The sequence below is a fragment of the Cupriavidus sp. FW305-27 genome (genome assembly GCF_058787995.1).
This window is the reverse complement of the sequence record NZ_JBYTAG010000077.1, coordinates 20636-32942: the sequence shown is the minus strand read 5'-3', so window position 1 is coordinate 32942 and position 12307 is coordinate 20636. Positions and strand designations below refer to the sequence as shown.

At 67.1% G+C, this 12307-nt stretch carries 12 protein-coding genes; 9 read left to right on the top strand and 3 right to left on the bottom strand.

Going from position 1 to position 12307, the window contains the following annotated elements:
* Positions 1–118 precede the first annotated feature (118 nt).
* Together AC3WRI_RS28350 and AC3WRI_RS28345 are read right to left on the bottom strand one after the other, a co-directional pair.
* Positions 119–1099: a fumarylacetoacetate hydrolase family protein gene (locus AC3WRI_RS28350; protein ID WP_010811509.1), complete on the bottom strand. Its 981-nt coding sequence runs from the start codon at positions 1097–1099 to the stop codon at positions 119–121.
* Between the two features lie 82 nt (positions 1100–1181).
* Positions 1182–2180, bottom strand: a complete 999-nt coding sequence (locus AC3WRI_RS28345) for a Bug family tripartite tricarboxylate transporter substrate binding protein (protein WP_011614371.1) — start codon at positions 2178–2180, stop codon at positions 1182–1184.
* 179 nt (positions 2181–2359) lie between these two features.
* Here AC3WRI_RS28345 and AC3WRI_RS28340 point away from each other — a divergent pair, with 179 nt between their 5' ends.
* From AC3WRI_RS28340 to AC3WRI_RS28325, 4 genes are all read left to right on the top strand, one after another.
* Positions 2360–3193: an IclR family transcriptional regulator gene (locus AC3WRI_RS28340; protein ID WP_010811511.1), complete on the top strand. Its 834-nt coding sequence runs from the start codon at positions 2360–2362 to the stop codon at positions 3191–3193.
* Positions 3153–4244, top strand: a complete 1092-nt coding sequence (locus tag AC3WRI_RS28335) for a DUF3108 domain-containing protein (protein ID WP_300950226.1) — start codon at positions 3153–3155, stop codon at positions 4242–4244. Before AC3WRI_RS28340 ends, AC3WRI_RS28335 begins: the two co-directional genes overlap by 41 nt.
* A gap of 51 nt (positions 4245–4295) precedes the next feature.
* Positions 4296–5138 carry an alpha/beta fold hydrolase gene (locus AC3WRI_RS28330; RefSeq protein WP_010812892.1) on the top strand — a complete coding sequence of 281 codons (843 nt, stop codon included), beginning with the start codon at positions 4296–4298 and terminating at the stop codon, positions 5136–5138.
* Positions 5139–5363: 225 nt separating this feature from the next.
* The gene (locus tag AC3WRI_RS28325) at positions 5364–5621 is read left to right on the top strand and encodes a BTH_I0359 family protein (protein WP_010812891.1); all 258 of its coding nucleotides are present in this window, start codon (positions 5364–5366) and stop codon (positions 5619–5621) included.
* Between the two features lie 72 nt (positions 5622–5693).
* Here the strand turns inward: AC3WRI_RS28325 and AC3WRI_RS28320 are convergent, their stop codons facing one another.
* The gene (locus AC3WRI_RS28320; protein ID WP_010812890.1) at positions 5694–6086 is read right to left on the bottom strand and encodes a rhodanese-like domain-containing protein; all 393 of its coding nucleotides are present in this window, start codon (positions 6084–6086) and stop codon (positions 5694–5696) included.
* A gap of 228 nt (positions 6087–6314) precedes the next feature.
* Here AC3WRI_RS28320 and AC3WRI_RS28315 point away from each other — a divergent pair, with 228 nt between their 5' ends.
* From AC3WRI_RS28315 to AC3WRI_RS28295, 5 genes are all read left to right on the top strand, one after another.
* Positions 6315–7376 carry a homocysteine S-methyltransferase family protein gene (locus AC3WRI_RS28315; protein WP_010812889.1) on the top strand — a complete coding sequence of 354 codons (1062 nt, stop codon included), beginning with the start codon at positions 6315–6317 and terminating at the stop codon, positions 7374–7376.
* A 17-nt stretch (positions 7377–7393) separates the two neighbouring features.
* A complete protein-coding gene (gene metH / locus AC3WRI_RS28310) occupies positions 7394–10141 on the top strand; it encodes a methionine synthase (protein WP_010812888.1) in 2748 nt (915 codons plus the stop codon).
* A gap of 263 nt (positions 10142–10404) precedes the next feature.
* A complete protein-coding gene (locus AC3WRI_RS28305) occupies positions 10405–10866 on the top strand; it encodes a hypothetical protein (protein ID WP_010812887.1) in 462 nt (153 codons plus the stop codon).
* A 310-nt stretch (positions 10867–11176) separates the two neighbouring features.
* On the top strand, positions 11177–11809 hold the full coding sequence (locus AC3WRI_RS28300) for a response regulator (RefSeq protein ID WP_010812886.1): 633 nt from the start codon (positions 11177–11179) through the stop codon (positions 11807–11809).
* A gap of 45 nt (positions 11810–11854) precedes the next feature.
* A complete protein-coding gene (locus tag AC3WRI_RS28295) occupies positions 11855–12262 on the top strand; it encodes a response regulator (RefSeq protein ID WP_010812885.1) in 408 nt (135 codons plus the stop codon).
* The last annotated feature ends 45 nt before the right edge of the window (positions 12263–12307 follow it).

Here is a 12307-nt window from a genome sequence, read left to right as displayed (position 1 = left end):
GGGGGCCTGAGAGGAAGGGGTTAGCGGCGCGCCGCATGCATCGTTATTTGCCAACCGATCGGTCGGTTAATTATATGCACATCCGGCTCGCCGCCGCAGCCAGCGGCCCCCACCTGCGTCAGGCCGCTGCCACCAGCTGGTCGATCGCGCCGAATACCGAATGGCCCTGCGCGTCGAACATCTCGATCTTGACCGCGTCGCCGAACTTCATGAACTCGGTCACGGGCTTGCCTTCATCGATGGTTTCCAGCATGCGCTTCTCGGCAATGCAGCAGTAGCCCTTCTTGCGATCAACGTTGGAGATCGTGCCCGAGCCCACGATGCTGCCGGCGCGCACGTTGCGGGTCTTGCAGATATGCGCGATCAGCTGGCCGAAATCGAACACCATGTCAGTGCCGCAGTCGGGCTGGCCCACCTTCTTGCTGTTCCAGTGCACGGTCATCGGCAGATGCACCTTGCGCTCGCGCCAGGCTTCGCCGAGTTCGTCGGGCGTCACCGCCACCGGCGAGAACGCCGTGGCGGGCTTGCTCTGGAAGAAGCCGAAGCCCTTGCCCAGTTCGGCCGGGATCAGGTTGCGCAGCGAGACATCGTTGGCCAGCATCACCAGGCGGATGGCGTCGCCGGCCTGCTCGGGCGTGGCGCCCATCCTCACGTCGCCGGTGATCACGGCCACCTCGGCCTCGAAGTCGATGCCGAAGGCCTCGCTGGCGCAGACGATATCGTCCTGCGGCCCGACGAAGTCGTCCGAGCCGCCCTGGTACATCAGCGGGTCGGTCCAGAACTCGGCTGGCATCTCGGCGCCGCGCGCCTTGCGCACTAGCTCCACATGGTTGACATAGGCCGAGCCGTCGGCCCACTGGTAGGCGCGCGGCAGCGGTGCCATGCAGTCCCTGGGGGCGAACGCGAACGGGTGGCGTGCGCGGCCGGCGTTGAGCGCGTCGTACAGGTCCTGCAGCTGGGGCGCGTAGAAATTCCAGTCGTCCAGCACGGTCTGCAGCTTGCCGGCGATGTCGGTGGCGTAGTGGGCTTGCTTCAGGTCGCGCGACACGACCACCAGCTGGCCGTCGCGCGAACCGTCCTTCAGGGTTGCGAGTTTCATGGGTGCGATGGGGTAGGGATCAGGGGCGCCTGCATCGCAGGCGCGTTGGCCGCTAGTCTACCGTGGCCTGCCCGCGCGCCAGTCAGTCGACGGTGATGCCCTTGGCCTTGATCAGCTTGCCCCAGCGCTCGCCCTCGGCGCGCGCGTAGCTGGCGAATTCCTCGGGCGTGCTGTAGACCGCCTCCACGCCCACGCCTTCCAGCTTCTTCTGCACCTCGGGCGTCTTCAGCGCCTTGACCAGCTCGGCATTCAGGCGCGTGACCACGGCCTTGGGCGTGCCGGCCGGCGCCACCATGCCTTGCCAGGCGTAGGCCTCGAAGCCGGCCACGCCGCCCTCGGCCACGGTCGGCACGCCGGGCAGCACGGTAAGGCGCTTGGGCGTGGCCACGCCGAGCGCGCGCAGCTTGCCCGCCTGCACGTTCTGCTGGCCCGAGGCCAGGTCCAGGAACATCAGGTCGACCTGGCCCGCGAGCAGGTCCTGCACCGCCGGCGCCGCGCCCTTGTAGGGCACGTGCGTCATCTTGACCCGGGTCTGGTCCATGAACAGTTCCATCGCCAGGTGGTGCGGGCTGCCCGCGCCCGGCGAGGCGAAATTGACCTTGCCCGGGTTCTTCTGCGCGTACGCGACCACTTCCTTGAGCGTGCGCGCCGGGAAGTTGGGATTGGCCACCAGCACCAGCGGGAAGCGCGCAAGCTGGCCGATGTAGACGAAGTCCTTGTCCGGGTTGTACGGCAGCTTCTTGTACAGCGACGGATTGGCGGCCAGCGTGGCGGTGTCGGCGGTCAGCACGGTGTAGCCGTCGGGCTTGGCATGCGCCACGGCATCGGCGCCGACGATGGTGGCCGCGCCCGGGCGGTTGTCGATCACCACCTGCTTGCCCAGCCCCGGGGTGATGGCCTGCGCCACAGTGCGCGCCACCACGTCGGTGCCGCCGCCGGCGGGATAGGGCACGACCCAGCGGATCGGCTGCGACGGCCAGTCATCGGCGCGCGCGGGGGCGCTGGCGGTGAACAGGGCAGCAAACAGAGTACCGGCCGTCAATGCGGCGAGGGCGGGGCGGAAGTGGCCAAGGGGGCGCATCGGTTGTCTCCGTGTTAAAAAGGGGCCCGGTTCGGGCGGGCTTGCACGAGAGGCATGTCGCCGGCCAGGTCTGTTGCGAAGAAAGTCTACCGATGGCTTAAAAATTGGTAAATCGATTTCGCTATAGTAAATTTACCTACGAATTTCCCCCGCCTCCCGGGGAGCAAACCATCCGCCGCATGTCAGAGACCGAAGAAGAAGACACCAAGCTGCGTTCCGGCATCCAGTCCATCGAGGTGGGCTTCAGGCTGCTGCAGGCGCTGGCGGTGTCGCCGCGCGCGATGATGCTGCGCGACCTGGCCGCCGCCGCCGACATGAACCCGGCCAAGGCCCATCGCTACCTGGTCAGCTTCATGCGGCTGGGCGCGGTGGCGCAGGACCCCGTCAGCGGGCGCTATGACCTGGGCCCGTTCGCGCTGCAGCTGGGCCTGGCCGGGCTGAACCGCCTCGATCCGGTCAAGAAGGCGCGCCCGATCCTGTCGCAGCTGCGCGACGAACTGGACCTGACCGCCGGCATTGCCGTGTGGGGCAACCACGGTCCCACCGTGGTGCACTGGGAGGAATCCAGCCATCCCGTCACCGTCAGCCTGCGCCTGGGCGATGTGATGCCGATGCTGAACTCCGCCACCGGGCGCCTGTACGGCGCCTACCTGCCGCGCAAGCAGACCCTGCCGCTGATCGAACGCGAGCTGGGCGCTCGCGGCAATGACGGCTTGCCCGACATGCCGCGCTCGCTGGCCGAATACGACGCGATCTGCGCCGAGGTGCGCGCGCATGGCGCGGCGCGCACGCTCGGCGGCGTGCTGCCGGGCATCAATGCGTTCTCGATGCCGGTGTTCAATGCCAACGGCCACCTGGCCATGGGGCTGATCGTACTGGGCGCGCAGAGCATATTCGATGCAGAATGGGGCGGTACGATGGATCGTCGCATCCGCGACATCGCCCAACAGCTCTCATCGGAACTTGGCTACCTTGGTGCAGCCACCCCGGCCGGAGAAACCGGCCAATCCTGATCTCCACGCCCGGCCCGGCGCGGATCCCCGCGTCTGGCGCCGGCGGCGCTGGATCATCGTGATCGCCCTGGTGCTGCTGGTCCACGTGCTGGCCGTGGTGGGCTTCGTGCGCATGCCGGGGCCGCTGATCCCGGTGGATGTCAGCAACACGCCCACGCTGGAAGCGGTGCTGCTGCCGCCGCCCAGGCCGCCAGCCCCACCCGCGCCGCGGCCGGTGCCGCGCCCGCGCCCGCAGCCCAGGGCGGCCGCGCCGGCCCCGGAACCCGCGCCGCAGGAAGCCCCCGCTCCCCCGCTCGCCACCAGCCCGCAGGGCGCGACCGAGATGGCGTCGGGCAGTGGCGGCGAGGGCAGCGCGGCCAGGCCTGCCGCCGCTGCCGCGCCGTCCGGCGGGCCGCAGGGCGGCGTCGATGGCGTGCGCTACGACCCGCCGCCGTCGGCGACGATGCACTACGCCAGCTTCGTCAACGGCGTGCAGAACCCCGACGGCCTGATCCGCTGGGAGCAGGACGGCAGCCGCTACCGGCTGGCGGTCGAAACCCGCGTGCTGTGGTTCCGCTTTGCCTTCCAGAGCGGCGGCGCGATGGCGGTGCAGGGACTGTTGCCGGAACGCTACGAAGAGCGCCGCCGCAACAAGACCGAGACCTCGCGGTTCGATGCCGCGGCCGGCACCGCGGTATTTGCCTCGGGCACGCAGGCGCCGTTCCCGCCCGGCGCGCAGGACCGCTTCAGCGTATTCCTGCAGCTGGTGGGGCTGGTGCGCGGCAATCCCCAGCGATACGCCACCCCCGGAGTGACGGAAGCGTTCCTCGTGGCCGACACGCGGGATGTGGAACCCATGCAAGTACAGTATGTTGGAGAGGACGAGATCGACACCGGCAACGGCGTGATACGAGCAAAGCACTTTGTGAGGCTGCAGCGCCGTGCCAATGACCGGCGCCGCGTCGAGCTGTGGCTGGCGCAGTCGCTCGGCTGGATGCCGGTGCGCCTGCGCCAGACCGAGCCCGACGGCACCCAGATCGACCTCGTGTACCGCGGCAGGGAAGGGCAGTAGGACCGCGGCGCGCGCCTCCCGACGCATCATCCAACCGAAAGGAGCCCAGCCATGACCGTTGCCACGCCACCAGCCGAAACCCACCGCATCCACGCCGAAGGCGCCGACCTGCACGTGCGCGTGGACGGGGCGGACGGGCCCTGGGTGATACTGGCCCACGCCCTGGCTGCCGACCACACGCTGTGGGATGCCACCGCGCAGCACCTGGCGCGCCGCTATCGCGTGGTGCGCCCTGACATGCGCGGCCACGGCGCCAGCGACGCCCCGCTCGGGCCCTACACCATGACGCGGCTGGCCGACGACGTGGTCGCGGTGATGGACGCGCTGCAGATCCCCCAGGCGCATTTCTGCGGGATTTCCGTGGGCGGCATGATCGGGCAGACCATGGGGCTGCGCCATCCCGAACGGCTGCTGTCGCTGGCGCTGGTGGCCACCAACAGCCAGACCCCGATGGAGGCGCACCCGATGTGGCACAACCGCATCGGCCAGGCCGAGGCCCATGGCATGGCCGGGATGGCCGATGCCACCCTCGGGCGCTGGCTGACGCCGGCCTTCCATGAGGCGCATCGCGACCAGGTGTCGCGCATTCGCGACAGTCTGGTGGCCACGCCGGTACGTGGATACGTGGGTGTGGCCGGGGCAATCATGGCTTTTGACCTTGCCGGCGCGCTTTCCCGCATTCATTGTCCTACGCTGGTAGTAGCGGGCGAGCAGGACCAGGGCGCAACCGTGGCGATGGCGCAGAGCATCGCCGCGGCGATTCCCGGAGCCAGGCTCGAGGTCGTGCCGCAAGCGGCGCACCTGGTGCACGTGGAGCAGCCCGAGCGCTTCCACGCCGCGCTGGACGCCTTTCTCGGGAATGCCGCATGCGGGGGGCAGTGCGACGTTCCGTGACAAGCAACACACTGATGTGGAAGGCTCAAGAAACTTGTTGCATTGGCCGATGCCCAATTCATGTAAGGCAGAAAATCGTGGCAACGAGGTGACCCGCACCAATAACTTGATTTCCCGCCGGTCACCCCAAGTTTGGAGGTAAAGCCGCGGCGCCCCCTCAAGGCATCAACTGAGGCAAGAACCACAAGGGCATGCCGCCCATCCATGACGCCCAGGAGGTGTGCCATGCAAATGATCTACAACAGCGACAACTACTGCATCGTGGAGTTTGGTGCGGATGTCGATCAGGCGCCGCTTGAGTTTGGTGGCTATGAAATCGTCGACAAGAACCTGAAGCGCGAAATCTTCCTCGGCGGCCATCTGGCCGAGAGCTTCCGCGCCGATGTCAAACGCCTGATCGAAAGCGAGCCATCCGTGGAGGAAGTCGACGATTTTCTCGGCAAGTTCGACAACGTCATGATGCACCCGCTGGTGATGCACTGAGCGGCTTTGCCTGGAACGATCACGCCCGCTTCGGCGGGCTTTTTTGTTGGTGGTGGGCGCTGCGGGCCGCGCTCAGTATTGTTCCCACGGCAGCCCGTCATGGCGCCAGCCGTTGACCGTATTGCGGTGGCGCTGCGCATCGAGGTCGCCCTCGAAGCCGTGCAGCACGAACTGGACGTTGGAGAAGCCCGCGCCCTCCAGTGCCCGCGCCGCCGCCGACGAGCGGTTGCCGCTGCGGCAGATCAGCAGCACCGGCCGCGCCGATGCCTGGCCCGCCAGTTTCTTCACCATCTGCACGAAATGCGGGTTGACCTCCCAGTCCGGGCCATCGTTCCAGGGTACGTTGTGCGCGCCCTTCGGATGACCGACGAACAGGTATTCCATCTCGCTGCGGCAGTCGATAAAGAGCGTCTCGGGCGATTGCGCCAGCAGGTCCTGGGCGTCGGCGGGGGAGAGATGTTGCATGGCGGGCAGGGAAGGGGGCAGCGCGAAGCGACCGGGGCGGTGACGGTTACGTCTCTCAGTGTAGGCGCCAGCGGGCCGGACAGGCAACCGCGGGTCATCGCGGGCAGCCGCAAGGCCTTGATACACCTGATAAAATCGTCCCTCTTTGGCCAGCATAGGCCACAGCAGCGGCCCGGCGCCGATCCAGCCATGGATACGCCGCAGGCCCGCCTTTCCAGAGTCCCCGCCATGAGTGCCCCTGAATCCACCGCGGCCGCGCCGCGCCCCTACACCCGGGCTGCCGAGTTGCCCCGGCTGCTGCAAGAACGCATTCTGATCCTGGATGGCGCCATGGGCACCATGATCCAGCGCTACAAGCTGACCGAGGCGGACTACCGCGGCGCGCGCTTCGCGGAACACAAGGTGGACGTCAAGGGCAACAACGAGCTGCTGCTGCTGACGCGCCCGCAGGTCATCAGCGAGATCCATGAGCAGTACCTGGCCGCCGGCGCCGACCTGATCGAGACCAATACCTTCGGTGCCACCGGCGTGGCGCAGGAAGACTACAAGATGGCGGACCTGGCGTACGAGATGAACGTCGAGGCCGCGCGCCTGGCGCGCGCCGCCTGCGACAAGTACAGCACGCCGGAGAAGCCGCGCTTTGTCGCCGGCGCCTTCGGCCCGACGCCCAAGACCGCCAGCATCTCGCCCGACGTGAACGACCCGGGCGCGCGCAACGTGACCTTCGAAGAGCTGCGCGATTCCTACTACGAACAGGGCAAGGGCCTGCTGGAAGGCGGCGCCGACGTGTTCCTGGTCGAGACCATCTTCGACACGCTTAACGCCAAGGCGGCGCTGTTCGCCATCGACCAGCTGTTCGAGGACACCGGCGAGCGCCTGCCGGTGATGATCTCCGGCACGGTGACCGATGCTTCGGGCCGGATCCTGTCGGGCCAGACCGTGGAAGCGTTCTGGAACAGCCTGCGCCACGCCCGCCCGATCACCTTCGGGCTGAACTGCGCGCTGGGCGCCACGCTGATGCGCCCGTATATCGCCGAGCTGGCCAAGATCTGCGACGCGGCGGTGTCGTGCTACCCGAACGCGGGTTTGCCGAACCCGATGAGCGACACGGGCTTTGACGAAACGCCCGAGGTCACCTCGTCGCTGGTGGAAGAGTTCGCCGCCTCCGGGCTGGTGAACCTGGTGGGCGGCTGCTGTGGCACCACGCCCGAGCATATTGCCGCGATCGCCCAGCGCGTGGCCAACAAGACCCCCCGCACCTGGCCCGGCCAGTACCGCGACGCTGCCTGAGCCCGGAGCCCGACAACATGACCGACAAGCAACTGCCCCCGCGCCCGATGCGCCTGTCCGGCCTCGAGCCCTTCACCATCGACGACGACACGTTGTTCGTCAACGTCGGCGAGCGCACCAACGTGACCGGCTCCAAGGCCTTCGCGCGCATGATCCTGAACGGCCAGTTCGACGAGGCGCTGGCGGTGGCCCGCCAGCAGGTCGAGAATGGCGCGCAGATCATCGACATCAACATGGACGAGGCCATGCTGGACTCGAAGGCCGCCATGGTTCGCTTCCTGAACCTGATCGCCTCGGAGCCGGACATTGCACGCGTGCCGATCATGATCGACTCGTCCAAGTGGGAAGTGATCGAGGCCGGCCTGCAGTGCGTGCAGGGCAAGCCCGTGGTCAACTCGATCTCGCTCAAGGAGGGCGAGGAACAGTTCCGCCACCACGCCGCGCTGATCCGCCGCTATGGCGCCGCCTCGGTGGTGATGGCCTTCGACGAGAAAGGCCAGGCCGACACCTTCGAGCGCAAGACCGAGATCTGCAAGCGCAGCTACGACATCCTGGTCAATGACGTCGGCTTCCCGCCGGAAGACATCATCTTCGACCCGAACATCTTCGCGGTCGCGACCGGCATCGAGGAGCACAACAACTACGCGGTGGACTTCATCGAGGCCACGCGCTGGATCAAGCAGAACCTGCCGTACGCCAAGGTCAGCGGCGGCGTGTCCAACGTGTCGTTCTCGTTCCGCGGCAACGACACGGTGCGCGAGGCGATCCACACCGTGTTCCTGTACCACGCCATCGGCGCGGGCATGGACATGGGCATCGTCAACGCCGGTCAGCTCGGCGTGTATGACCAGCTCGATCCCGAGCTGCGCGAGCGCGTGGAAGACGTGGTCCTGAACCGCCGCGAAGATTCCACCGACCGCCTGCTGGAGATCGCGGACCGCTTCAAGGGCGGCGGCGCGAAGAAGGAAGAGAACCTGGCCTGGCGCGGCACGCCCGAGCAGCCGGTGCCGGTGGGCGAGCGCCTGGCGCATGCACTGGTGCATGGCATCACCACCTTCATCGTCGAAGACACCGAAGAGGTCCGCCAGCAGGTCGAGGCGCGCGGCGGCCGCCCGATCGAGGTGATCGAAGGCCCGCTGATGGACGGCATGAACATCGTCGGCGACCTGTTCGGCGCGGGCAAGATGTTCCTGCCGCAGGTGGTCAAGAGCGCGCGCGTGATGAAGCAGGCGGTGGCGCACCTGCTGCCCTACATTGAGGAAGAGAAGCGCCTGCTGGCCGAGGCCGGCGGCGACGTCAAGGCGCGCGGCAAGATCGTGATCGCGACGGTGAAGGGCGACGTGCACGACATCGGCAAGAACATCGTGTCGGTGGTGCTCCAGTGCAATAACTTCGAAGTGGTCAACATGGGTGTGATGGTCCCGTGCAACGAGATCCTGGCCCGCGCCAAGGTCGAGGGCGCGGACATCGTCGGGCTGTCGGGCCTGATCACGCCGTCGCTCGAAGAGATGGCCTACGTGGCCTCGGAAATGCAGCGCGACGACTACTTCCGCGTGAAGAAGATCCCGCTGCTGATCGGCGGCGCCACTACGTCGCGCGTGCATACCGCGGTCAAGATCGCGCCCAATTACGAAGGCCCGGTGGTGTACGTGCCGGACGCCTCGCGCTCGGTGAGCGTGGCCTCGAGCCTGCTGTCGGATGAAGGCGCGGCCAAGTACCTGGACGAGCTGAAGACCGACTACGACCGCATCCGCACCCAGCACGCCAACAAGAAGGCGACGCCGATGGTGACGCTGGCGCAGGCGCGCGCCAACAAGACCCCGATCGACTGGAGCAGCTACGTGCCGCCGAAGCCCAAGTTCATCGGCCGGCGCGTGTTCCGCAACTACGACCTGGCGGAACTGGCCAACTACATCGACTGGGGCCCGTTCTTCCAGACCTGGGACCTGGCCGGCAAATTCCCCGACATCCTCAACGACGAAATCGTCGGCGAGTCGGCACGCAAGGTGTTCTCGGACGGCAAGGCCATGCTGTCGCGCCTGATCCAGGGACGCTGGCTGACCGCCAACGGCGTGATCGCGCTGCTGCCGGCCAACACCGTCAACGACGACGATATCGAGATCTACACCGACGAGACCCGCAGCAAGGTCGCGCTGACCTGGCACAACCTGCGCCAGCAGAGCGAGCGCCCGGTGGTCGATGGCGTGCGCCGCCCCAACCGTTGCCTGGCGGATTTTGTCGCGCCCAAGGACAGCGGCATCGCCGACTACGTCGGCCTGTTCGCGGTCACCGCGGGCCTGGGCGTGGAGAAGAAGGAAGCCCAGTTCGAAGCCGACCATGACGACTACAGCGCGATCATGCTCAAGGCACTGGCCGACCGCTTCGCCGAAGGCTTTGCCGAGTGCCTGCACGAACGCGTGCGCAAGGACTTGTGGGGTTATGACGCCGGCGAGCAGCTCAGCAACGAGCAGCTGATCGCCGAGTCGTACCGCGGCATCCGCCCGGCGCCTGGCTACCCGGCGTGCCCGGAGCACACCGTCAAGGGCCCGATGTTCGAGTTCCTCGACGCGGCCGAGATCGGCATGGGCATCACCGAGTCGCTGGCGATGACGCCGGCCGCATCGGTGAGCGGCTTCTACCTGGCGCATCCGCAGTCGACCTACTTCTCCATCGGCAAGATCGGCCAGGACCAGCTCGACGACATGGCGGCGCGCCGCCACGAGGACCGCGCCACGCTGGAGCGCGCGCTGGCGCCCAACCTGTAACCGGGTGCGACGGCAGGGCGGCAGGGGCGGCTGCATCGCCCCGCCGCCAGCCCGTTGATGCAACAGGGAAAACCGCCGCAGGCGGCCGGCAAAGCCGTGCCGGAGCGGCGTGCCAGGCGCCTCACAACTCCTTACAGAGCCTTTCAACTCCTCACAGACCGGCGCAGTCCGGCTCCCTAGACTGAGGGCTCGATACACGCAATCACCAGCGTGATCACCGCGGCGAATGTTTCGCCGCGGGGCATCCTGAAAGGAGTCTGTCCATGAAGAAACTGCTGCTCTCCCTCTCCGCTCTGTCGATCGCTGCCGCTTCCTCGCTGGCCATGGCCCAAGGCACCGGCGTTTCCGTTGGCACGAAGGCCGATGTCGGCGCATCGGTGACCACACCCTCTCCCGCCGCTGCAGCGCAGGGCGGCCTGAACACTGCCGGCAGCGCTGCCACGGGTGCCGCAGGCGCAGCCGAAAAGGGTCTGTCGACTGCGGGCGCGGCGACCAGCAAGGGCCTGTCGGCAGCAGGTTCGGCGGCTGACAAGGGTCTGTCGACCGCCGGCGCTGCGGTCGACAAGAGTGTCGGCACTGCTGCCGACGCCACCGGCGGCGCCGCGGCAGACGCCGGCACCAAGGCCAAGCACGGCAAGCACGCCACCAAGTCGGGCAAGAAGTCGAAGGCCGACGCGAGCGTGGATGTGAGCGCCGGTGCCGCAGCGGGTGCCAAGGCGCAGTAACCTGGCGCGCTAGTCCACAGTCACTGGCAACCAGCTACTAGCCCGGCCTTTTACCGGCGCCGGCGGCGCCAGGGCCCTCCAGGGTGTTTCAGCCCTGACGCGCCGCAGCAAAGCGGGACGGATCGCATCCGTCCCGCTTTGCGTTTGTGCGCGATCGGTGTGCCTAGTGGGCGCTGGCCCCGCCTAATGTCAGCCTGACACCGACAGCCCGCGCCCGCGCCCGGCACTACAATGACATCAACGCAGGCGGTTCCGCCTGCACCCGACTGCACCGGGCATGTGCCGGTCTGTTCAACCCAGTGGAGCCCACATGATCCGCATCCTGATCGCTGACGATCACGAGATTGTGCGTGCCGGGCTGCGCCAGTTCCTTTCCGAAGAGCCCGACATCCAGGTGACAGGCGAGGCCGGAAGCGGCGACCAGGTCATGGCGCAGTTGCGCGATGCCGAGTTCGACGTGCTGGTCCTGGACATCTCGATGCCCGACCGCAACGGCATCGATGTGCTCAAGCTGATCCGTCAGCGCAAGCCCGAATTGCCGGTCCTGATCCTGTCGACCTACCCGGAAGACCAGTACGCGATCAACCTGATCCGTGCCGGCGCTTCTGGCTACCTGACCAAGGAAAGCGCCCCGGACGACCTGGTCAAGGCCATCCGCACGGTGGCCCAGGGCCGCCGCTACGTGAGCGCCACCGTGGCCGACCTGCTGATCGGCGGGCTCGACAAGCCGACCGAGCAGCCGGTGCACCAGATGCTGTCGGAGCGCGAGTTCCAGATCTTCTGCAAGCTGTCGCGGGGGCAGTCGGTGTCGGTGATTGCCGACGAACTGTTTCTCAGCGTCAAGACCGTCAGTACCTATCGTTCGCGCATTCTCGAGAAAATGGGCATGAAGACCAACGCTGACCTGACCTATTACGCCATCAAGAACGGCCTGGTCGAATAGCAGCCCACGATGGGCCGCACCGGACGAGGACCAGCAATACATAACATGTCGGAGCAGGCTTCGAACACTTCCTACCGGGCGCTGAGCATACTGCTGATTGAAGACTCGGCGGTCCTGCGAGGCATGCTGCTCGAATACCTGAAGGATTTCCCGTTCATCGAGAACGTGGACTGGGCCGATACCGAAGCCATGGCCCTGCGGCTGCTCGCCGCCGGCAAGTACGATGTGGTCATCGTCGACCTGCAGCTGCGCCAGGGCAACGGCATCAATGTGCTGCGCGCGATGCAGCGCATCGGCACCGGCGCGGTGCGCATCGTCTACACCAACCACGCCCAGGTCAGCATGTACCGCCGCCAGTGCGCCGAGGCCGGCGCGGACTACTTCTTCGACAAGTCGCTCGAGCTCGAGCAGGTGTTCCGCGTGATCGAGGAGCACGCGGCGCCGGCGCCCTGAGCCGGCCCAGCCCCTCGTTCCTTCATCATTCCCTGCCTGCCGGTG